Below are 24,435 nucleotides of genomic sequence, written 5' to 3'. Positions count from 1 at the left end.
TAAATCTAGTATTTAGGTAACTTAAAGGTCGTCACATCAATGAAATATATGTGCAATACACTTAGTTAAATTATTTGTGTAAATACGTTGCTTTGTGACTCAACCACCCAACACATTAGACTGGCAAATATTATCGGCAGACGAAGGCCTCGAGCGGTACAACGCGTTGAGGGCATTTATTCGTGGGCTAACCAACGACAATATCGTTGCTGACGATGTACTGCAAGAAACTCTGCTTAGAACTAGCAAAAGCGCGCAATACGCCGAACTGGACAATCCGCTTGCTTATATGATTACGGTGTCGAAGTCAGTCCTTTACGATCACCAACGCAAAAAACTCCCTTCGTCGGTAGATTGGCAAACCGAAGAACTTGAAGCCGCAAATGACAGCCCCGAAAAGAGCTACCACAATGCACAGAAGCTCGCCTTTATCGAGACAGTACTCGCGGATATGACACCACTGCGACGCGAAGTGTTTATACTACGAAGAGTAGATGGCCTAAGCCGAGATGAAATAGCCTGCACATTGAATTTAAGTGTAGAGGCCGTTAAAAAACACCTCACCCGCGCCATGGTAGAACTTACGTTAAAGTTAGAAGCAGCAGGTTGGGAAAAAAACAATCACTAACCCACTCATTAATGTCCCCACTTTAGGCGGCAAACACTCTACTAATAAGTAGACGGGTAACAGAGGCATAGATGGAACAACAAGAGCATTTAGACCAGGCAGCTGATTGGTTTGATCGCTTCGACGAATTAGACGAAAAAGGCAAAATTGCCTTATCAGTGTGGTTAAGTGACAAGCAGCATCAACTTGCATTTCAACGAATTGCACAAGCATTCGGACAGCCTGAAGTTGCAATGGCAGCAATAAACGTTGCCGCTAATCTTCGCGAACAGTCTAACCTGAAGCGCAATAGCGCACTGAACAAAAAACCTCACACATCCCATACTCACTATTGGGCCATGGCTGCAAGTATTGTGGTGGTTGCCGTTCTTGTCGCGTTTTTAAAATTAAACCAGCCAACACCCTCACACAACATCGCCGATGATACCGTGGCACTATTATCAGAAACCATGCAGCTATCTTCCCCCAAAGCTCAGCGTATTTCTCAAGTGCTTAAAGACGGTTCTGCGGTGTACTTAAATGGTGACTCACATTTAAATGTTAACCATAGTGCCACTTTACGTGAAGTGAGCTTACGTAAAGGGCAGGCCTATTTTGATGTAGCACACGAGCCATCTAGGCCGTTTATCGTCAGCGTAGACAAAGTGAAAGTAGAAGTAGTAGGTACTGCTTTTGACATAGACAAACTCTCTGATAAGACCGTTATTCGTGTATATGATGGTATTGTGAAAATTATTGCAGACAAAACCCATACCCTCACTAAAGGTGAAGGTATTGTGCTAGAGAACAACCTTTGGAGCCAAACCTTTAGATTAGTGGATGATCAATTACCGGCATGGCGAAGTGGCTGGCTAGATATTTTCAATGAACCCCTCTACCTTGCGGTAGAGCGCTTTTCTCGCTACTTACAAAAACCGGTAGAAATCACTGCTAACAAAGACGCTTTGCTAACCGGACGGTTCAACGTAGCCGAACCTGAAGCAGCACTAAAATTGTTAGCTAGCGCACAAGGATTAATCTTAGAAGAGCACCAGGACCGCTTTGTTTTAATCGAAACTGCTCGCTAATGTTTTACTGATAGATGATGAGAGCGAATAACGCTTCAACGGTATATTTCTCTCTATTACGGATGAGCGTTGTATGCTGGTGCCTCTGCTTACCTGCACTTTTCATAACAAGTTTCGCTTTGCGGGCAGCGCAAACCAATGAAGAAACAAAACCGGTATATCTTGAGCCCCAGCCGCTCGTACTAAGCCTGCAAGCACTTGCTACACAATTCAATCGCCCTTTCGCGGTTAATCAACAAGATATTGCCAATATTGAGGCGCCAAAGATTGAAGGGCACTACACTCTTGCGGCGTCGCTAACGTTATTGTTACATGACACGGGCTATGCTTACCTAATTCAACCACACGGTTTCACGCTGATTCAAGAGCGTGAAACGCCTGTTGCAGATATCGCAATTGAAGAAATAGCCGTAACCGGTATACGCGCCTCGTTAAATATATCTGGCAAACGAAAACGGGAAAATCGAGTCATATCTGACGTTATTGCGTCTAACGACATTGCCACCTACCCCGATCGTAATTTGGCCGAATCGATGCAGCGTATATCCGGTATTTCGATAACCAGAGAAGCCGGTGAAGGACGTCAAATAATGCTGCGCGGGCTCAACCCCGATTTCACCTTAGTTACATTAAATGGCATGCCAGTGTTGGCAAACAACGATTCTCCCATGGACAGTCGGCAACAAAAACAACAAGACAGAACCTTTGATTTGAATTTGTTTTCCACTGATTTATTTAGTGAAATACAGGTTCTTAAGAGTTATTCGGCGAATCAAGCTTCTGGTGGCATGGCGGGTATTGCAGCGCTAGAAACGGCACATCCATTCGACAATCCGGGATTAAACTGGAGTGTTACTCAACAATTAGGTAATAATCAATTTAGCGATCATTTGTCGAAAAAGCTTTCGGCAATGGTATCTTCAACCAACGATAAGTGGGGAGCCCTTTTCTCAATAAGTTACGGGCTTCGTGAATCACAAGAAATGGGCGCAAATACCTTCCGCTGGCGGGAAATCCCCCCCGATGGCGCTGATACCTCTAAGCTGGACCCAGATTTCACTGCTGCTTGGAATAATGGCGAATATCGCGTACCACGGGGAAATCGCTATTCGGTATGGCAAAGTGATATGAAACGGCTCGGTGTGGGCGCCTCGATAGAATACAAAACGGTCCATCAGCACACCACCTTCGACTGGCTCTATGGCAGCTTAAGTGGAAACCGTTTTGAGTACCACCTTTACCCTAGAGGCAAAAATTCCACTCCCATTGTAGCGGGCGAAACGGTTATTACTGCTGCCGACGTGAACGAAAAAAACGAATTGATCTATGCGGCGTACGAACATGCCCAAGTTGGCACAGAAAGTCGTTTTCAACACGTTTCCACAACCTACAACCAATGGGTATTAAACTCACATCATGATATTAGCAGTGCTTGGAAAGGCCATCTATTACTTGGCTTGGAAGGGGCATCTTACGACATCCCCACCAGCAATAAAGCCTATATGCAAGGTGTTACCGACGTCGTCATTGACTACCGTCAAGATAGCCGCTTCGCCAATATAACCTACTCAGACGATTTAACCGCCCCCTCTTTTTGGCGAATGAAAGAGTTGGATAGTGAGCAATACTTTACCTCTACCCAGTTTATAAATGCCAAATACACGCTGAGTTTCGAGCCATCAGTAACAAGTACATGGCAATGGGGAGTGGACGCCGTCAGGTTTGAAAACAAATCAGAGTTGCTTAACATTCAAAACTTTTTAGATAAAGAGTGGGAAGCGCACTTTAACGACATACCAGCCGGAGAAACCACTAGCGATGATGTAACTAGCATTAATAGCACGGTTCCCGCGTTCCTTGGTACAGCGCTTACCACACATCCTAAATTAAACTGGTTAACCCTTGATACCAACAAGGTATTTCGTTATTTCAATCTGCCTACCAATACCCAAGCGCTTCAAAATATAAACCATATTACTCATGAACCCCCTTCACACTACCAAAGTAGCGTTACCGAGTCCCGCATTGCCCTATTTACGCAATGGCAGCATGACGTCGGCCGTTGGCATGTTAACAGTGGGTTACGAGTAGAGTATGAGCACACACGCGTTAACAATGAAAATGCTCTGTTAAGTAGCATCCCCAATATACACTACATTAACTGGCTGCCATCATTGAATATTACCTATGAGTTGCAGCAAGATACGCTATATAGAATGGCATTGAGCCGAACCATGGGGCGGCCCCAACTCAATGATATTACGCGCCCTGTAGAATATTTGCCTGAGACTAACTCTCTGTATGGTTTTAACCAAAACTTGCGTCCTTATACCTCTTACAACCTAGACATTGCATTAGAAAAATACACAAATGGGGTCAGTCAGTTTTCACTATCAGCATTTAGCAAATATTTAGATAACTACATTGCTTACACCTCTGAAACAATGCGGTTTTCAAACACACCTGAATACACAAACTGGACCGGCGACACCATAAATGCAGATACACTAGTAAAACGCATTACCGCATCTAACACACAGCACGCGTGGTTGTATGGATTGGAGGGCAGTTACCAGCTAGAAACGTCATGGCCTACGCACCCTGAATACAAGATAGGTGTGATAAGCAACCTAAGCTACACCCAAGGACACGTACAATATTTTAGTTCCGTCACTGGCGAAAAGCTGCAGTATACCTCACTTCCCTATTTATCACCTTGGCTTGCCAACGTTACCGCATATTGGGAAAGTTACGCATTGAGTGCTAGGCTATCCGCGACCTACCGCGATAGTTATTTAGCCCGCATCGGTGACGAAACCATCATTGATGAAGACGAAACTGGGTTTGAAAAAAGCATGTATTTAGATGCCGTTATCGCCTACCACTTAGGAGAACATTGGGAATTGCGCGCCGAAGCGACGAATCTGACTAACGAACGTGAAGAACAGTATTCTGATTCTACACATCGTGCTTACAACACCACATTCAGTGGAAGAAATGTTTATCTTGGTGTGACTTACCGCCATTAGTTAACATCTCTCACTGTATGAAAAAGGCACCCTAAGGTGCCCTTTAATACTTTCTCAGCATGACTATGCTTACAATTACATCGCGTAAGTAAAGCCTAGGTAAAAGGTTCTTCCGCTTACCGTGGTATTGTAAAGACGATCATCTGAGTCTGAATACTGCTCTTCCCGCTCATTAGTTAGGTTTACCCCTTCCAGTGTCACTTTTAATGCGTCATTCACATTGTAAAATGTCGAAAAGTCCCAGTAAGTTGAGCCGTGAAAGCCCGCTTCATCTTGATCGGAGCTTGAAGTTTCAACCGTCACTAAATAATCATCGCGGTATGCGGTAGACACTCGCGCTCCCCAAGTTTCCGTTTCAAAATAAAGTGTGAAGTTGTAAGTATGCTCAGATAGCCCATAGAAAGGACGCGAAACCTGAACTGTTTCACCATCAACCAATATATTGTGAAGCGATTCGCCATCGGCGTACGTATAATTAGCAATAGCACCAAAATTATCAAATGGCGCAGGCAGGAAATCAAAATCCCGTTGAACACCAAACTCCCATCCAGAAAAGTCACTATCATCAAGGTTTTGCGGTTGCGAGAAGTTGTACAAGGTTGCTGCGGTTTGAGGGTTGCCATCTTCATCAATCGCACCTTCGATTAACGCCAATGGGTAGCCCGTATCGCCATAAGGAATGCTTACTGTGGTAGACGCTATAAAGTTCTCGATGTCTTTACGAAAGTGTGAAACAGAAACATAGCCTACTTCATCGAAGTAGTACTCTAGTCCCACTTCCATATTTAATGTTTCAAAAGGCTCTAATGCGGGATTACCAGCGCCAATATTAAGGCCACTTGAACCCGATAGTGGATCTGTGTTTACGGTACCGCTTACTGACAAACTCCCCAGTGTAGGGCGCGTTAGGTTTTTACCAGCACTAGCACGCACGACTAAATTATCTGTGGCATACCACGCCACATTCATCGCAGGCAATATACCGTCGTACTCTCGTGTTACAGTAACGTACTCAGTACCATTGATCAGGCCGGAAGAGTTAATTTCCGTATTGTAATAACGAAGTCCTACGTTAGCACGAAGTTCGCTGTCGCCCAGTAGCATGTCCAATTCATACACGGCATAAGCAGCTTGCGTTTCTTCTTCTACTTTATCTGGCGTTTGCGATGCAGCTAAATCGCGGTTAACGCTAAAACTGCCTAGTACACCGTCTACATCAACACTTAACCAATTTTGCTTCTCGTGGTTATCATTGATGAACGTATAGCTCGAATCAACCACGTCTGCAATCTCACCACTTTGCCATTCGCTGCGCAATACATTTGCCGTTTGAACATCGCCACTTTCATGTTCGAACTGCTTCATTGACACACCAAATTTCAAACTGCTTTGATCATTTAACGCATAATCGGCATCTAATTTAGCCACATCGAAGCTGTTATTAACTTCGTTTTCTGCAAGATCAATTTCGTGATAGCGAAATTCGTTAATGTCTGTCGGATCGTAGTCGCCAATATATGAGTTAGTACCGTAAAAACGATCATCGCGATAATCAATTGTCATGTCAGCAAAAGACTCTAAGTAAACTTTGGCGCTATTACTGGTGTAATCACTGCTCATTGTGCCGATTAAACCAGAAAGCGATAAATCAGAGCTCACCACCCAATCAGCATTTAAAACAACCTGTGTAATTTCTGTCTCAGCTATTTGACTGCGGCTTTCAGAATGCAAGGCTGCATTAGCCCACTGCGAGTATATAACTTCGTTGTTTTCGTTATAGTCTAAATCTACGAGTTCTGAACAGAAGTAACGTGCTCCGTCGTTATAATCTGGGCCAGTACACCCTAATGCCGTAGAGCTAGAACCTCGGCTTTGAAGATGATACTCCTTCCTGTCACTCTCCAGTTTTCCATAAAGTGCATCAAGACCGAATGATAAATCGTTACTTGGACGATACTGTAAGGCCACGGTTGCGCCTACCCGTGTTTGGTCGCTATTAAACTGCGAGTAGCGACTACCGCGAGAGAAGCGTAGCTCACCACTTTCTACAGCCGCTTGGTCGGCTTCTGACAAGCCCGAAATATCTGAACCTTGGTCTGTTCGTGGCCGCCAACGGTAGGTGTTATAACCTTGCTCACTGGTATCACGTTTGCTGTAAGCAATAGAGAATAATGCCCCAAACTTGTCCCAGGTATTTGATACTAACGCCGCCACGCGGGGACTCGTATCTTCAGTCAGTGAATTTTGTCCGGCCTGTACACTAAGTGCACCTTTGAAACCTTCGTAATCAAAAGGTTTTGCGGTATGCAGTGCTACCGTACCACCAATTCCCCCTTCGTCCATGTCAGCAGAGTACGACTTTTTCACATCAATTTGGTTAAATAACTCAGACGCAAAAATATTAAAATCGAACGAGCGTGAGGTGTTGGTGGTACCTCGGCTGTCCATGGCAGATGAAGACGTACCTAACGCTTCCATACCGTTAAGCTGTACTTGAGTGAAATCAGCATTCAGACCACGAAGTGAAATTTGGCGCCCTTCACCAGCCTCACGCGTAATTGTTACACCTGGGATACGTTGCAACGATTCTGCTAAGTTCAAATCGGGGAAGTCAGCAATATCCTCAGCCACAATCGAATCTTGCGACCCTAGCGCATCACGCTTAAGATCTTTAGCTTTTATTAAAGAGCTACGAAAACCGCTCACTACGATTTGCTCAATAATATCGTCTTCAGCGGTATTAGTTTGTGGTACTTCTTGCGCAAAAGTGGGAAAAGATAGCGCGCCTACGCTACTTAACACAGCCAGTGCTAAAGTGTGCTTTTTGAATGAAGCTTGCATTGTGTATTCCTTTTAAAATAGTGATTTAAATTATGTCGATTTTTAGTAGTTAATTGGATTGGTGCGCATCAATCTTCCTTGTTCAAAATGCACTGAGTATTGGGTGCGCTTTGCTTGGGGAGACTGGGAATAAAAGTCGGTAGAGATAAGTTGTGCCCCGCTTTGAAATGCCGCATCTCGTTGCAGTGCTTTTTGTTCATTAGAAGCCGATAAATTGGCATCCGCGCGGGTACGAACCAAATAGCCAGACTCCACCAACTGGCGAATGTCTTGTTGTTGGTTAATGGGGTTGTTGCGGATCATAATGGCCGCTGACGGATGTCCGGGTTCAAACGATGCAAACATGCTTCTTCCCTTCAGGTTATTTTGACCTTGGGTGTATCTATCAAGCTGCTTTTCATTGCCATCGAACAAAAATATGAATTTTCCACGCAACGCTTTAACGCTGGGCCAACCGTTATTCGTAATAACACTTTGTAATGATTTTGCATTCCCTCGAATGTCGTCTGGGGTAACAAGTCGACCTGGTAAACCACTGCGTATAGCTTCATCTAAACTAGCGAAGGCAGCTTCATCAAAAAGAACCGGCTTGTTACTTTTCAAAAAATCGGGCTGCGTTTCTTTCGCATTCATCATAACGACAATAGGAAAATGTTCTGGGTGGGAGGCAGACCAAGCATTTAGCTGCTTCAAGCATACTTTTAATGTCGCGCAATGCGTCATCACATCGACATGCGGTATATGCATTACTTTAAAACCAGGTTTTGCTAACTGTTTAACCTCATGAGCAGACAACCAGTTTTCATTTAGACGGGATGCGAGCTCAACCTGCTGATATTGATTACCGCTGGGATCATTAACCACATCAATTTCTAGCTGACGCAGACCGAGTGATAACTGCTCATTCAGCGAAAGGTGGGCATAGTTAAGTTGGTTGGCCTTGTTCGTATTTTTCAAACTAAGAAGCTGATAAACACTATCGGGAAGCGCTCGCTTGTAGCTGTTATGCGAACCTATCCATTGATAGTGATTTAAGGGTGCGTTCTCATCAAAATCAGCTGCGCTGGCAAAACCTGTGCTCAACCAAAGTAACAACCAAAACAACATTTTTCTTTGCTCTTGAATTTCAATGTGAGGTAGAAGGAAATAACGAAAGAGCGGGGACATGAAAAAACTGCTAACCCCCTAATTTTAATAAAAATGTCATACTAGCGATGAATCTTTTGTGACATTGAAAATCAACCTGTCCCCATTTATTTGTCTGCTGCGTCTTTATCTAATTGATATAAAAAATAAGGTGTATATGAACCAATATCATCTATGGCGAATAGGGTTATTCGGCTTAATGAACCACGTAGTCAAAACCTGTACCTGTGGCATGGTGGTAATGGCGTGTTTGCTGATAAATTACAGTAAGGCAACTGCGCAGGAGCATTTGGACGCTAATCTCGTGCACAATGCACTTAAAGAGGCCGCGAACACAGAGGTCGCATTTATCGCCGATGTGCACTTACACGACATTTACGCTGCGCCAGCGACACTGGCTTTCGGCCATGGTTCACAAGATGTAACCTCTTTCGACGCTAACACTTTAGGTATGAGTAGCCAAAAATCCGGGTCAGCAAACCAGTTCCCAAAAGACCCAGAGACACAAGCACCGTTGCTCATGCGCAGCATGCAGTCACAGTTGACGTCTACGCGTTTATTCAATGAGAACTATTTTGCGTTTCGTGCAGCACTAGATGATATTGCCGACCGCGGAATTAAACTGGTAGCCCTGCCCGGCGACTTTTCTGACGATGGGCAGCCAGCAAATGTGAAAGCGCTTGCGCGTATTTTAGACGAATACCACACGCGCTATGGCATGCGTTTTTTTGCGATTACCGGTAACCACGACCCTGTGCGACCTTTTACACGACCAGGAGGTAAACCAGATTTTCTGACAGCAAAAGGCAATGAAGCAGCTATTTATAGCCCCGATCACATTCGTTGTATTAATAACCGTGCGTGGCACTGTATGGATGACATTCGTGAGTGGGGCTATCGAGAGATTATGCAAACGCTTAAAAATCATGGTTTTTCTGCGAATACACAGGATTTGCTGTACGAAACGCCCTTCGACAGTATTGAATACGAAAATCGAGGTTGGCAGTGGTGCGATGAAGCATCGTGTATTTTTATGCCTGACGCCAGTTACTTAGTAGAGCCAATTAAAGACGTGTGGTTATTGGCTATCGATGCCAATGTGTATATTCCGAAGGGGCAGTACGCTGATGGAAATTTTAAGGGCTCTGGCAACGCTGGTTATAACGCCTTATTGACCTATAAACCAGCGTTACTGCGGTGGATAACAACCATCGTTAAACGGGCAAAAGCAAACAATAAAAGACTTATCGCCTTTAGCCATTTTCCCATGGCAGACTTTTACGACAACACCCAATCACAATTGGAAAGCCTGTTTGGTAAAAGCTCAAATCAGCTTAAACGAATGCCGCTTCCCACCACCACTGAAGCACTAGACGAGACGGGCCTGAAACTTCACATGGCAGGCCACATGCATCTTTATGATGTTGCACCACCTGAGAATCCTACGGGGTTGGTAAACATTCAAGTGCCATCGCTAGCAGCGTATCAGCCTGGCTACAGTGTAGTAACCTTATTACCTGACCAACACGCTAAGGTAGAAACTATTATTCAGCGCGAAGTCGAAGATTTTGACCGTTTATTCCCTATTTATTACAAAGAGTGGCAGTATCGACAACGTGGCGGGCAAACGCTATGGAACAAAGATATACTCACGTCGCCCCACTATCTCGAATTTACCGAGCACCATTTAAAAGAGGTCGTGCGCCAGCGTTACGTAGAGAATGAATGGCCAAACGCGCTTTCCACTTATATTAAAAACCATACAATTGGCGATGTGATCAACCAATCACCGTGTCCCGATTTAACAAAGGACTTGCCTGTTGAAATTACTTCACAACCTGCACTAGTGCTAGCTTACGATTATTATAAATTACGGAATGCTGGCGCATTTGCCGATATTTCAGGGCGCGAAAAGTGGTACATAAGTGGCTTCAATGAAAACCGGCTAACAGGGTGCAGTTTACCAATAGCAAACGATCTGCAACGCTTACTCATAGGTTTTCTCTCGCTGTTGCATAACGCCGCTTTGGCTATCGACAGAACTGAGGTTACCGTCAAAGGCGTATAGATATCGTCAACCTTAAACACACTGTTCACTACATTTATGTGAAGATAAGCCTAATAGCTCAAAATTTCCTCGACATAGTAGCCTTAATTCCTTATAGTGCGCGCCCAAAGCTTACTCGTGTAACACCTCTATTTTGGGTGTAACGACAAGCTATCTTTTTTCTTCTGATTTACCCGCTGGATACCTGTTTTGATTACCACCGCCAATATCACCATGCAGTTTGGTTCTGCACCCTTGTTTGAAAATATCTCTGCCAAATTTGGTAACGGCAACCGCTATGGCCTTATCGGCGCAAACGGTTGCGGCAAGTCTACCTTCATGAAAATTTTGAGCGGTAAGTTAACCCCAAGTGCGGGTAACGTTTCCATGGCGCCAGGTACTAAATTAGGTATCTTAAGCCAAGATCAATTCGCATTTGAAGAATTCAGTGTGGTTGATGCCGTGATCATGGGTGACCGTGAATTATGGGAAGTTAAAAAAGAACGTGATGAAATTTATAGCAAGTTAGATATGAGTGAAGAAGACGGCATGCGTGTTGCCGACTTAGAAACTCAATTTGCTGAAATGGATGGCTACACCGCCGAAGCCCGCGCGGGTGACATTCTGAATGCTGCTGGCATTGAAGAGCATTATCACTTTGGTTTGATGAAAGAAGTCGCGCCTGGTAAAAAAGTACGTGTGTTATTAGCACAAGCCTTGTTTGCCGATCCTGATATTTTGTTGCTCGACGAACCAACTAACAACTTGGATATTTACACCATTACGTGGTTAGCCGATGAGCTTAACAAGCGTAAATCGACCATGTTGATTATTTCTCACGATCGTCACTTCTTAAATTCAGTATGTACTCATATGGCTGATATCGATTACGGTGAATTACGTGTTTACCCTGGTAATTACGATGCGTTCATTGAGGCATCTATGCTTGTTCAAGAGCAGTTACTTAATGAAAACGCGAAAAAGTCTGCTGAAATTGAAGAACTTCAAGGGTTCGTGGCACGTTTCTCGGCAAATGCTTCTAAAGCAAAACAGGCTACGTCTCGTGCTAAGCGATTAGAAAAAATTGAGCTTGCTGAAGTTAAAGCATCAAGCCGTCGCAAGCCTTACATTGTGTTCGAACAACATAAGAAGCTTCACCGCTTAGCCATTACCCTAGAAGATTTAGGTCATGGCTACCCAGATCTTCCATTATTTAACAACGCCAACCTGTTGTTAGAAGCAGGTTCGCGCCTTGCCATTATTGGTGAAAACGGCGCAGGTAAAACCACGCTATTGAAATGTTTAGTTGATGAATTATCACCAGAACACGGCACTATTAAGTGGGCAGAAAACGCCGCGATTGGTTATATTCCGCAAGATAGCACCAAAGACTTTGATTGCGATTTAACCTTGTTCGATTGGATGAGCCAATGGCGCTTACCTAAGCACGACGACCTACAAGTTCGTGGTATGCTAGGCCGCTTATTGTTTAGCTCAGACGACTTTAACAAGAAGGTAGCAGTCTGTTCTGGTGGAGAAAAGAACCGCTTGTTGTTCGGTAAGCTAATGCTGCAAGACATCAACGTATTGGTCATGGATGAACCAACAAACCACTTGGATATGGAATCTATTGAAGCGCTAAACAACGGGCTTTATAAATTCGACGGCACGGTTATTTTTGTAAGCCACGACCGCGAGTTTGTTTCATCATTGGCCACGCAAATCATCGAAATTAAAGATAATAAGCTTAACCACTTTGAAGGTAACTACGAAGAGTTCTTGGCGCATAGCGAAGGCAAGTAATCCTTTGAATAGTTAATATTATGGCTAAAGCCCAGCATGGTAAATTCACCTTGCTGGGCTTTTTAGTTTATTGCCTTAATATATACTTTGAAATACCTGTCAAAATGGCTTTTTAAGCTATAACACCAATACCTTTTTTACCGTTTTTCTAACAATGAAATTCCAAGCAAAAAAGCGTGCAACACTTGCTATACCTGCGTCTTTTGCAAACGCAAAAAAGCGCGCTTTAACGCGCTTGTATGCCAACTGCCTGTTTTCGTATTGCACATCAGCCATAGACGCATGATTTAAATGCGATGAATCTAAAAACTGTTGAATACTATGATGATCACGCTTTTCTATGTTCAGTGGTAATTGCTTTTGAATTACGGCTTCGTCTCGCTGCTTATCTAATATTCCATTAATGGTCAGCATGGCATTTAATCTGCCCCGTTCGTAATCATATTGCCGAAAGCGCTCGTCAAAAAAGCCCAAAAATGCCCCAAGCAACTCACCGCTAAGCTCGTCTTTTTTTGCTGTAATAGTATAGATAGTTTTTAAATTGGTGGGGCCCAGCCCCGCGGCATGTTCTAGTACCGCAATCGTATCTATCCATAGTTTGAAATGGCTTGGCGGAAGAGGTTTGTCTTCAACATCAACACGATATTGTGTCGCAAGTCGGGCAACGTCGGCGGCATATTCTGCTTCATTATCGCCATAAACCACGCCAATCATTGAATCTATAATGGCTTGCTCTGCGAACACCTCTTCGCTGCTTGTGGTGTATAATTTTTCGCGTAAAGTATCGGCTTGTTTATCTAACCTGAGAATTTTTTCGTTATCTTTCTCTTGAATCAACCACTCTTGGAATCCACTTTGTAGAAACACGCTATTGAGCATTTGCTTGGCGCTGTCAGCAAACGACGCCTTGGTTGCATCAAATTCTGGATTGGCTGCACTTTCCCTAGGGTTAGGTGAAATGTAGAAATAAAACCTATTTTCGTAATCGGTATAGTTAGTATCATTTTGTTCAGCCAAAGATACTGCCATACCAAGAGGGTAGTTATTAAATGCACCACCATCCATAAAACTAAAGGTACTGTTTTCAAATTTAACGGCGCCACGGCCACTGTAATCACCGTGCAACCAGTTACGCGTGAGCGATACCGGAGAGAACGCTACTGGGAAGGCGCCGCATCCTCGCGCCGCTGCACTGATCTCATTCCAAACAGCCTGATTATCTGTTGTGTTATCCAGCGTGGCAGTATATCGGTCTTGATGGCGTGTTTGGGTGAACTTCCCTTTCCCCAAGGTTTCCGTTAAATATGCGTAGGTATCTACCTCGTAATCTACGCCATTTAAGTTAGACATCGCCAACCCCAACCTGATAGAGGTTGCACTGGCCACATGAGGTGTTTGCACTAGCGGTGGGGGTAACGGTGTTTGCGCAGCGCTAGGCGAGGATGATTTCACGTATCGGCTATTAATGAGCTTATCCGCTATGGTTTTTACAAAGCCATTTGAGAGGAGTGAATTTTTGGCATTGTCCCCCGGCAAGGGCGTCAATAATCCGTTGATATCAACCGACTTAACCCATGCTTCGTAAGCCACGTTGGTGTTTTCACCCGATAAGGCATCCCCATCATACAAGAGTTTTTGCGCTATCATTGCGGCGGTCATGCCACCAGCACTTGCGCCAGTAAGCACATCTATTTCAATTTTTGGATTGGCAGAGTTTTCGTTATGTTCTTTTAACGCTTCAATAATTTCATAAAGCGTACCCGCTTCATATGAACCCAAAGAAACGGCGCCTGAAATGGCAATTGCAACGCGGTAGGTCATGTTACTCTCCAGAAAATTCAATTTTTTGAATCACCGAGAGGGCAGTCTCAGAACGCTGATCCACAGCACATTGGGGTAATATACCCTTGAAGCTTGTGTTATTGAAGCCTTCCTTTTACCCAAATGTCGACCAAGTTAACATTGTCATCTACTAGTAATACATTCGCATACTGCCCTGCTGCGAGACTGCCTAGTTTTTGTTGCATTCCCATGAAGGTGGCAGGCGTAGTACTGGCCATTGCACTTGCGTCGGTTAAACTTACGCTCAAATCATGACAAGTATTTATTACGGCCCCATGCATGTCTAGGCATGAGCCGGCCAATGTGCCATCAGGCGTAGTGAGTTTGCTGCCGCTACGCTTAATTTCTGTATTGAAAAACGCAAGCGTGTCTAGGTTGCTTCCCACATGCGCCATGGCATCGGTCACAAGCATGATCTTTTCTTTGCCTTTAACCTTTATGGCTAATTCGGCACTTTTAGGGTGTACGTGGTGATGATCCACAATTAACCCACTATACGCGTTATCAAATAACAAAGCTGCGCCCACAGCGCCTGGCGCACGCGATGTAAATGCCGACATCGCATTGTACAAATGAGTGAACCCTGTCGCACCAGCGTTAAGCGCATCGCTCACTTGTTCGAAACTGGCATTGGTGTGCCCCAGTGCAACCACTATCCCTTCTGCCACCATTTCTTTAATAAAACTGAGGCTCACGCTTTCAGGTGCTACTGTTAGCAATACCTTGCCAATATCCTTTCGGCACAAGGTCGCCAATTCACTATCACTAGGGGTACGAATAAAGCTTTCTTCATGCACACCTTTTTTCGCAGTGCTCAAAAATGGCCCTTCAAAATGAATACCTTCAATAGTGGGATGACTATCTGCAATGGCCTCACTTACTGCATCGGCGGCATTTGCCATAGTAGTCGCATTATCGGTAATAAGCGTAGGCAACATACTGGTAGTGCCGAACTGCAAATGGGCATGCGCCATGGTTTTTAACGCATTGTACGTGGGCGTATGGTTAAACAGTATTCCCCCACCACCATTGACTTGGGTATCAACATACCCAGGTATAAGCGTGCCTTCACGCTCATTTGCAAGCTCTTGCTTTGTGGCATCTCGAATGCTTTTAATCACGCCCTGTTCTATGCATAGCGTCTTGTTAAACTTAATACCTGAGGTGGTCAGTACTTTGTGTGCGGTAATTGTTTGCATTAAGCCAGTGCTGCCTGTTGTTTTACGTATTGAATAACCCCTGCTTGAGGTGATGATTTAGGTTCAACTAGCCTAGCTTGAAGACCAGCACTTAATAGTGGCTGATACACATGGCTTAGCCCACCCACTAAACAAAGGGGCAAATCTTGATCATTGGAGAATGCTTTATCGTCAATTCTATTGCAGGTAAGTGCTTCACCAACACCATTGAGGTAGCTAGCACCTTGTTCAATTAGTACCTTGGCTGCGGGGCACCCTTTTTCGTAGGCTGCCACAACACATGGTGCCAATGCACCAAACTCTTTCCCTTTAAACCCCGCCACTTTTGTTACCAATTGGTGTGCATTTGTTACGACCAATCTATCACAAACTGATGTAAATAAGAGGCTCTTAGGGATAAGTTCATCGAACACCAACAAGCTTTGCTTAACCGCTTCAAGGCCTAACCAACCACCACTTGCATTGTCGCTAATTGAAAGGCCATAACCGCCCTTATCATTAAACCGGTGCGAATTAGTACTGGTGCTGGAGCCAGTAAAAACCGTAGCCGCTGACCCAGTACCGCAGATAATCAATGCACCTGATTGGCCGTTATGCGCCCCAAGGCATGCGGCATGCAAATCACTGATGACGTTAATGCTTTTAAAGGGGTGGTGTAAATTTAAAAACTCGTTTAACGCACTGGGAATATTTGCGCCAGCAAGCCCTGCCGCTAGGTGTATTTGATTGAGCTTGATTGCCGATTTGGCGGGCCGACTTATTGCGCTGATGGCTTTTTCACTAGCGCTAATAATTGACTGCATTGCGCCAGCAGCATTGGTCATCATATTGGCAGGACCAGCTTCGGCGCAACTTAATACGTTACCTTGCTCATCTTCTAACTGCACTCTGCAATGCGTGCCGCCACCATCCACACCAATATAATAACTCAGATCTACCATTTAATTTCCATTTTCACTTTCGTTTTCGTGCTGTCATTAGTGGCAATAGGGTGTACTCATTGAAGCTATGTACATACTCATTTTCTGTGTCGCACTACCCTTGTCATAGCTTCATTTAACGGTATTTTATCATAGCTTTACTCTCAACCGACAAAAAGCAAAAGCCAACCGATTTCGCAACTTTGCAGCGTCTATTCCATAGTAGGTATGACCCAAGCATCCATATACTTGTCACATTTAACAGCCACACTGTATCGATACTTATATCACCTATGACTAGGATAATACCCGGTGCTACTTTCCCACAGTAAACAGTTTCTCTTTGTACACATTGCCAAGACGGGTGGCACGAGTATTCGTGATGCCCTTTCACAGTATCGTTGGGGGCATCGTTATGCCGCAGCACAGTTTATCAGTAATAAAATGAGTCAGCTTTGTGGGCATAAGATTGGTAGCCGCTTTCCTCGCCATTCGCGTATTATTGCTGCAAAAGAAATGTTACCTGAAGATTTTTTTAATGGGTTGTACAAGTTTGCCGTAGTGAGAAACCCGTGGGACTTGCAAGTTAGCTCGTATCATCACATTAAGCGCGAACGTCCTCATGTCATGGAAGGCCATGAAACTTTCGCAAGTTTCATGCAATGGAAATTTAATCCTGCACGAGCGTATCAATACCACATAGACACTTCTCTGCAATTGCAAAGCGATTACCTTGTAGATTTACATGGCAATTTATTAACTAACTTTATTGGTTACTATGAGAATTTGCAGCAAGATTTCGACGCAATTTGCGAACACCTAGCCATTGCCACATCAATACTTCCACACAAGCGTAAAGCCACTGATAGAAGTAGCTATCAAGCGTATTACACCGATAAAATTAAAGCTCTAGTTGATAACCACTTCGCTCAAGATATTCAATTGTTGGGCTATACGTTTTAATCTGATTACCGACAGTTTTTTAAGGCAAACTCTTCGTTAAATCCCCGCTTAAATGGGTTGCGTCATTGCACTTTGATGTGCCTTTTTTTGCTCGTACATCAGTGTATCAGCCTGGTCGAGTAACGCCTCTAAGTCGCTACAAGGCATATCTATAATTAAGCCCCCAACACTGGCTGAAACTGGAATTTGTGCGTTAAGCGTTTGTATAACTAAGTCACTAAACCTGTGCTGAATACGCTTTACCAGACGCTTAGATTGACTACAACTGTGGCAATAACTTAGCACTACAAACTCATCGCCCCCTAGTCTTCCCACCACATCTTGCTCGCGGCATTGCCCTTTAAGAATTTTTGAAATAATACGCAGTACATCGTCGCCTGATTGATGCCCAAACGAATCATTAATTCGTTTAAAATTATCCACGTCAATGAACATCAAGGTTATGAAACCACCGTGATGATTAAATTCATCTAAGAGTATTTTTGCAGCCCCTTCCCATCCGTCGCGATTAAGAATATGACACAAGGGGTCGGTAGCTGCCCGTTTGAACGCGGCCATTCTGTCATCATCTAACTTTTTCACTTTTTGCGCGGCAGCAAAAGCAAATATCAAGGCTTCTATCGTGACGGCAATAATAAGCCCGTACCGCTGAAGGAACGGACTATAGTCTTTCAAATAAAACCTGGCGAGCATAGCCAGCATTATTGTCGAGACCCCCAGTAACACTAGTTTAGCGCAGTGTACTTTATGATACGCCGCATAAAGTATTGCTGATAAAATACCGGCCATGATAACCAAAGTGAGTTTCGACATGACTTTGTTTACCATCATGCTCACATCACTACTTAACACTAACTGCACGCTCACCAAAACTAATATTATTAGCGATAAACCATGCAGTGTGCTGCGTTGCCACTTTTTTAGCATAGCTTTAAAATCGAGTAATTGATCTAGAAAGCGCAAAGAAGCAAAAATGGTTAGCCCAGCAAAAAGCACACTTAGCTGTACGCTATTTAGAAACTGTATATTGGGTAACAAGGCGTAAAAAATGCCTTCTTGCAACAAGAAAAAGATGGCCGCACTTGCCACGTAAAAACTGTAAGAATAGAACCCAAAACTTCGCATACTGTTGCCCAACACCCCAACATAGATAGCCAACGCAAAGCAAAATCCAGCAAATGCACTTAGCGTTAAGGTATGAATAGTATTAAATGCGTGGAAGTCAGGTACTGTGGATAAGCTCGGGTACAGTGCCCTAGCGAATTGCGCATCCACCTTTAAGATGTATGAAGCCGCACCGATGGGAAGTATATAAGCTTGCCGCGCGCTAGGCAGCTCGATGGGCGGGGTTAACGTGGGCGCTTCTAAGCTGTTTCTTCCGGCGCTCTCTTTTTCGGAGCTGGCCGTTTCGAAGCTGGCTGTTCCAGAATGATTTGGTGTAGGACTATTTGCTTTATAAGCATCTGTTTTAGAAGCATCAGCCTCTAGCCGATACAGCACGGCTTTATTCACAAAGTTACGAGGAAAATGAAAAATATGCGGGAGGGCTAAATCACAGTTTAGTGTTAAATGCTGCTCGCCTTTCACCATTGGTATAGGTGTGCCCACTTTGCTTTTTAATGGTGAGGTAATAACGCACGACGCGAACACACTCTCACTTATCAAAATACACAAAGCGGCAATCAGAAATTTCACTCGCCATCTTGCATTCAGGTCGCACATGGAAGGTTACACGCCCCCAACAATCTGTACTTATGCAAGATCCACTTTGCGTGTAATTACCTTATAAACATCACCCTGACTAAACGATATGCGCCGTTAAAATTACAACACAGCGTAGTCGGTATCACCTTTGAGATCGCAGTGTTGTATGCGATAAATCACTAAAGGCTATATGTAGTGTAGCTTCAAAAAATGAAACCTGCCAAATTCCCGTCAAATTTCTGTCGCTGAGTAACATTTTTCCAGCGCACTTAACCCTACTCCATTTCGTTTTATGACTTTCAGCTGGGTAGGAATACGTTCTTTCATTGCTTCTATGTGGCTAATAACACCAATCATTTTACCGCTAGCATTTAGGTTATCTAATGCATCTAACGCTACGTCTAGGGTTTCGGCATCTAGCGTACCAAAACCTTCATCGAGGAAAAGAGAATCTATGCTTGTTTTAAAGCTCACTAAATCAGACAGTGCCAGCGCTAGCGCTAAACTCACCAGAAAACTTTCGCCCCCTGATAGCGTTTTAGTATCTCGCACCACATCACCCTGCCACGTATCTAATACACTTAAACCTAAACTGTCTTTTGTGTTGCGGGTAAGTTGATACCGCCCGTGCAACCTATCGAGCTGTTGATTGGCAAGTCGAACCAAATTATCTAGCGTTAGACCTTGCGCAAATCGCCTAAATTTATCTCCACTGGCTGAACCAATAAGCGAGTGTAGATAAGCAATATCATCATACGAAGTTTCAAATTCACGCATTTCATTGATTAAACTTTGCTGTTTTTCAACCGCCTGCCTATTACTCTCTAATTGTTGAAATAGTTGGCCTTGTTGTGCAAGTAACCGATCTTTTTCCTCACCTTTTTGATTCAAGCTGACCTGAGTGGCTTCAACAGTCGATTGTTGCCATTCAGAGGCGCGTTCGTGTGCTAATAGAGTGTTGTGCTTCTGCGTGACGTTATCCAGTAACAACTGCGCATTCTGCTGCTCTCGCTCAATCAACTGTTTCTTTTGAAGTAAACGCTGGCGCTCCTCATAGGGTAATAATGCATTTAAAAACTCGGTTTCATCAGCAAATGGGCTTTGCTGCAATGCGGTATCGAAGGCGACTTGTTTCACTTGTTTGTCTTGTTGCTTCTCTTCTAATTCTACAGTAAGTACTTTTAACTGGGCGGTAGCATTTTCTAACGCTCGTTGCGCCTCACGAAGGTGAGTATCACATTTTTTAAATATCTGCTCTTTTGCCGAGAGGGTGTTTTGAATTTCACGTCTAGCGGCGCCGATATCTGCTTCGGGGAATAAAGCATGACGTTTAGTAAGCAGCACTTCTCGCTTCGCTTCAGTCTCTTGAATACGCGTGCTGTATAGCTGGGTTTCTTTATCCGCAGACGCTTTAGCTTCGCTTAGCTCAACCAATTTGCTTTCAAGGGCTTTTAACTCGTGAGACAAACTATTGTGTAAATGGGTTTTCTCTTGAAACGCTTCCACATCGTTGTGCTTTTGAGTAAGCCACTTAGTTATGTTTGCATCCGGTGTTAACCCCACCCTTTCAATCTCGTTAATAAGTGTGCGACGGTTATTGACAAGTGCACTTTCAACATTAGATTTTGTATTGTTTAAGTCGTGTAGCTGCCCTTCCAGCTGCGATGTTTTTGCTGTTAAAAGCGCTATCTCACTGTTAATAGAGTCTATTTGCTGTTGATGCAAAAGCGTATCGTTTTTAGCATCGGCCAATTTAGTCTCGCTAGCTTGTATATTACTAAGCTGTGCGCTTAAACGAGATTGACGTTCTTTGCAGCTAAGTTGAAGCTGGTTAAATGACTCAACATCTGAAATTTCAACCCTCGCATTTAACGTTAACATAGCCTGTTGCCAGTCGGCTTCTAGTTGAGAAAAGGCAGTTTTTGCCTCTGCAACCACCTTCTCGCACTGCTGTTTTTCGAACTCTGCGGTACTGATTTGCTCTCGCTTTTGCGTACCCAACTTTTCAATATTCTCAAGTGTTCGGGTTAACTCGTCGCGCTTAGCAATAGTTTCGGGCACATCGATATTCATTAAAGAAGCATCGTGTTCAGTTGCACCGCACAAGGGGCACGCATCGCCTGGCGAGAGCGCTTGACGCAAATGAGCAAGCTCAGCATCTAGCTTGATTAACGACTCAACGTCTTTTAAATGACTTTGCGTTGCTTTATAACTTGCCGCTAACTCTGCTCGCTCTTGTTTAAGGGTTTCAATACTTGATAACAAGGTGGTTAGTCTTTTGGCTTTGTCTGCATGGCTATTTGTATGACTGATATAAAGCCGCTGCCATTGTTCGCAAGAAGCAAGAACAGGCCAGTTGTTATTGAGCGCAGTTATATCTGCATTAACACTGGCCGCGTCGCCATTGCTAAGTAGTTGATTGAGGTTAGCCTCACACTGTGAAACGTTATCTGCGCTTTGTTGATGTAACAACACCACATTCGTTTTGTAGTGTTGTTTCTCAGTTAAGTCAGCCTCAGCGCTGTCTTTAAGCTGCTGCGTTGTTGTTATTTTTTGGGTTAATTCTGCAAGGGTATTTTCGTCATCGCTAAAACGGGCGGCTTTTTCTTTCCAACCACTGATTTCACCTGCCATTTTACCATTTGCCGCATGAGCATTAAGGTAGGTGGTTAGCTCATCTAGCATGCGCTTTTTACCTTCAAGTTCATCATAGTATGCTTGATGACTTTCTTGCGCCTTGCCCTGCTTTAATTTCGCATCCGCTAATGACTGCTGGTTTGTCTCTATACGATTAGAAAGCTTATTGATTTCAGTATCAATAGGAATGATTTGTTCGTTGATCAAGGTTTCAAAACGCTGTTGGTGGGCTTTCGCAGTCGCAAAGTTCGTTTCGCTGTTTTCAAATTCGGCCTGCCGGGTTTGCTGCTGGCTTTCCAAGTCAGGTAATTGCTGCTGTTTCAAGGTGAGATTTTTGGCAATACGTTGCACATCTTCGCAAAGCTGACTAAGCGCAGAATGAGGCAAACGAAGTAATTCAGCTGGCTCGCCGGCCACTAATAGCGCTAATTCGTCTTTCGCCTGTTCATAAACGCTATTCGCTTCAACTAATGCCGCGTTAGCCTTAGTCAGCTCATGTTGATTTTGCTCACACGCCTGTTGCCATCGATGTTGCTCTTGAAGCGAGACAATCTCAGTATTTATAGTGAGGAGCTGGGTTTTGAATTGGTCCAGCTGCGCACTAAGTTCATTATGCTGCGCTTCACTGAGCAACGCTACGCCCTCTAGCTTTAGCTTGAATTCCCGTTTTGTCGTTTCTGCTGCTTTATATTTCTCGTGAATTGCTTGAGATAACTGGCCATAAATCTCAGTGCCGGTAAGCTCTTCTAGTAATTCAGCCCTGTCGCCTTCGTTTGCATTTAAAAAGGCAGCGAAATCACCTTGAGATAGCATCATCGATTTTGTAAAGCGCGCAAAGTTAAGCCCAGTAAGGCGCTCTATCTCTTCGCTCTTAGGTCTCACCTGAGTGGCCAATACTTTACCAGATTCTACTTCTGCTAATTCCACATCGGCAGATTGCAAATTGCCGTCAGCTTTTCCTCTAGCGCGCCGCATACTCCAAAATGCGCGATACGCTTTGCCCTTTATATCGAACTCAACTTCTGCCAAGCACTCTGACGTGCCGCGAGTCATAATATCGTTCGAGGTGGCCGAAATAGTGCCCAAGCGTGGCGTTTGGTGATAGAGCGCCAAACAAATAGCATCAAGCAACGTTGTTTTACCCGCTCCAGTAGGACCGGTAATGGCAAACAAGCCGTTGTCGATGAAAGGAGATTGGGTGAAATCTATCTTCCACTCTCCTTTTAAGGCATTTAAATTTTTAAGCCTGAGGGTAAGAATTTTCATAGGTTCCCCTCATTCGCCTGTGCATTGGCATCGACTGCATCTTCGCTGCCCTCGTGGGATAACTGCACATCGTCTACTACCTGTTCGAACAGGATTTGAATTCGCTGTTTGCGTTGTTTATCTTCGTCAGACTCAAAGGCTTCCAACGATAGTCTTGCATCAAAAACCTCACGTACAGACAACTCACTTAAGTTGACGTTTTCTTCTGCTGAAATAGCGCTGGCTCTTTGCTTTCGCATTCGCTTTAATTGCAAAATTTCGGCAGGCTTGTCGTCTATTAGTGCTTGTATGCGCTGTTGCAGGTCGGTTAAGTAATCTTGAGTTTCTACTTCAATACACAGCCAAGCTGGGTGTTCAGCGCTTGCGCTTTTTACCGCCTCGTTTTGCTGTAAGGCAAGCTCAATGTCTTCTAAATTACCTCGCAACACTGCCATCGCTTGAAAACGAGGAATAGGCTTACTTTCTACTTCGACTAACGTTTTGTTGTCGAATGTGGCTATTAGTACCTGTTTTTGTGATTTCAGTTCATCGAAGCTTAACGGAATAGGCGAACCGGAATATCGAATATGGTCGCAGCCTGCCACTTTTTGTGGGCGGTGAATGTGCCCAAGTGCGATATAATCTGCCGGAGGAAACCCCTCAGCTGAAAAACCTTCTAGCGTTCCTATATAAATGTCGCGCACACTTTCACTTTGACTTACCCCAAGGGCCGTTAAGTGTCCGGTAGCAATAATGGGCACATCGACGTTCAACACGCTGCGTTTATCTAATGCAATTTGATAAAGATTGGCATAGTGCTGTTTAATGGCCTCGCCCAGCGCCTGACGTTTTTCAATCGCTGATTCCCCAGCCTCGCTTTTTAAAACATCCCTAGCACGAATAAAAGGTACAGCGCACAATATTGCGCCTATTTCACCACCTCGGGTGCGCAAGGGTAAAACTTGCGCTTCGGTATTGCCATAGGTACTAGCAATAACGTGGCAGTTTAGGTAAGACAACAATTCCCTGCTTTCGTTTAATACCGACACCGAGTCATGATTGCCGCCTAACACCACCAAGGTGCATCCCACCCCCTGAAAGTCACCTACAAGTTGATGATAAAGTTCCCGCGCATAACTTGGCGGTGTGCCGGTATCAAAAATATCGCCGGCCACAACAACGGCATCTATGTTTTCTTGCTCAACCACCCCAAGTAGCCATTTAAAAAATTGCTCGTGTTCATTTTTACGGCTTTTGGTGAAGAAACTTTGACCTAAATGCCAATCTGAGGTGTGGAGAACTTTCATGTAAATTGACTCTGATTTTGTTTGAGAATGGACTAATTACGGCTCAAGTATTAAAAA

14 protein-coding genes are annotated in these 24,435 nt (G+C 44.2%); 6 read left to right on the top strand and 8 right to left on the bottom strand.

Annotated elements, in window-relative coordinates; translation table 11 throughout:
- Positions 1-94 precede the first annotated feature (94 nt).
- The 3 genes from AV939_RS04580 (at position 95) to AV939_RS04570 (ending at position 4,724) form a co-directional block, all read left to right on the top strand.
- A complete protein-coding gene (locus AV939_RS04580; protein ID WP_057793603.1) occupies positions 95-628 on the top strand; it encodes an RNA polymerase sigma factor in 534 nt (177 codons plus the stop codon).
- 71 nt (positions 629-699) lie between these two features.
- On the top strand, positions 700-1,695 hold the full coding sequence (locus AV939_RS04575) for a FecR family protein (protein ID WP_057793605.1): 996 nt from the start codon (positions 700-702) through the stop codon (positions 1,693-1,695).
- 119 nt (positions 1,696-1,814) lie between these two features.
- Positions 1,815-4,724, top strand: coding sequence for a TonB-dependent receptor (locus AV939_RS04570; protein ID WP_057793607.1), 2,910 nt, complete (start codon positions 1,815-1,817; stop codon positions 4,722-4,724).
- Positions 4,725-4,799: 75 nt separating this feature from the next.
- Here the strand turns inward: AV939_RS04570 and AV939_RS04565 are convergent, their stop codons facing one another.
- Both AV939_RS04565 and AV939_RS04560 read right to left on the bottom strand, forming a co-directional pair.
- Positions 4,800-7,565: a TonB-dependent receptor gene (locus AV939_RS04565; RefSeq protein ID WP_061997213.1), complete on the bottom strand. Its 2,766-nt coding sequence runs from the start codon at positions 7,563-7,565 to the stop codon at positions 4,800-4,802.
- Between the two features lie 42 nt (positions 7,566-7,607).
- Positions 7,608-8,732 (bottom strand): Ca2+-dependent phosphoinositide-specific phospholipase C, encoded by a 1,125-nt coding sequence (locus AV939_RS04560; protein ID WP_061997212.1) that lies wholly within the window; start codon positions 8,730-8,732, stop codon positions 7,608-7,610.
- Between the two features lie 136 nt (positions 8,733-8,868).
- Here AV939_RS04560 and AV939_RS04555 point away from each other — a divergent pair, with 136 nt between their 5' ends.
- The gene (locus tag AV939_RS04555; RefSeq protein ID WP_082746029.1) at positions 8,869-10,779 is read left to right on the top strand and encodes a metallophosphoesterase family protein; all 1,911 of its coding nucleotides are present in this window, start codon (positions 8,869-8,871) and stop codon (positions 10,777-10,779) included.
- Positions 10,780-10,968: 189 nt separating this feature from the next.
- Positions 10,969-12,561, top strand: coding sequence for an ABC-F family ATPase (locus AV939_RS04550; protein WP_061997209.1), 1,593 nt, complete (start codon positions 10,969-10,971; stop codon positions 12,559-12,561).
- Positions 12,562-12,678: 117 nt separating this feature from the next.
- Here AV939_RS04550 and AV939_RS04545 read toward each other — a convergent pair whose 3' ends face one another.
- The 3 genes from AV939_RS04545 to AV939_RS04535 form a co-directional block, all read right to left on the bottom strand.
- Complete coding sequence (locus tag AV939_RS04545; RefSeq protein ID WP_061997207.1) at positions 12,679-14,382, bottom strand: patatin-like phospholipase family protein; 1,704 nt, start codon at positions 14,380-14,382, stop codon at positions 12,679-12,681.
- Between the two features lie 98 nt (positions 14,383-14,480).
- Complete coding sequence (gene nagA / locus AV939_RS04540) at positions 14,481-15,602, bottom strand: N-acetylglucosamine-6-phosphate deacetylase (RefSeq protein WP_061997205.1); 1,122 nt, start codon at positions 15,600-15,602, stop codon at positions 14,481-14,483.
- Positions 15,602-16,543, bottom strand: coding sequence for a BadF/BadG/BcrA/BcrD ATPase family protein (locus AV939_RS04535; protein ID WP_061997203.1), 942 nt, complete (start codon positions 16,541-16,543; stop codon positions 15,602-15,604). The genes nagA and AV939_RS04535 overlap by 1 nt, the downstream gene beginning before the upstream one ends.
- Before the next feature lie 291 nt (positions 16,544-16,834).
- On the opposite strand from AV939_RS04535, the gene AV939_RS04530 reads away from it, so the two are divergent.
- Positions 16,835-17,485 (top strand): sulfotransferase family 2 domain-containing protein, encoded by a 651-nt coding sequence (locus tag AV939_RS04530; protein ID WP_061997201.1) that lies wholly within the window; start codon positions 16,835-16,837, stop codon positions 17,483-17,485.
- A 48-nt stretch (positions 17,486-17,533) separates the two neighbouring features.
- Here AV939_RS04530 and AV939_RS04525 read toward each other — a convergent pair whose 3' ends face one another.
- The 3 genes from AV939_RS04525 to sbcD all read right to left on the bottom strand — a co-directional run bounded on the left by AV939_RS04525 (position 17,534) and on the right by sbcD (position 24,378).
- Positions 17,534-19,180 (bottom strand): GGDEF domain-containing protein, encoded by a 1,647-nt coding sequence (locus AV939_RS04525; protein ID WP_197427693.1) that lies wholly within the window; start codon positions 19,178-19,180, stop codon positions 17,534-17,536.
- A gap of 240 nt (positions 19,181-19,420) precedes the next feature.
- On the bottom strand, positions 19,421-23,092 hold the full coding sequence (locus tag AV939_RS04520) for an AAA family ATPase (RefSeq protein ID WP_061997196.1): 3,672 nt from the start codon (positions 23,090-23,092) through the stop codon (positions 19,421-19,423).
- Positions 23,089-24,378 (bottom strand): exonuclease subunit SbcD, encoded by a 1,290-nt coding sequence (sbcD, locus tag AV939_RS04515; RefSeq protein ID WP_061997194.1) that lies wholly within the window; start codon positions 24,376-24,378, stop codon positions 23,089-23,091. Before sbcD ends, AV939_RS04520 begins: the two co-directional genes overlap by 4 nt.
- Positions 24,379-24,435: the final 57 nt, after the last annotated feature.

Source organism: Alteromonas sp. Mac1, assembly GCF_001562125.1.
Classification (GTDB): domain Bacteria; phylum Pseudomonadota; class Gammaproteobacteria; order Enterobacterales; family Alteromonadaceae; genus Alteromonas; species Alteromonas stellipolaris.
Note: the sequence above shows the minus strand (reverse complement) of the source record. Positions and strands in the feature narration are given on the sequence as shown.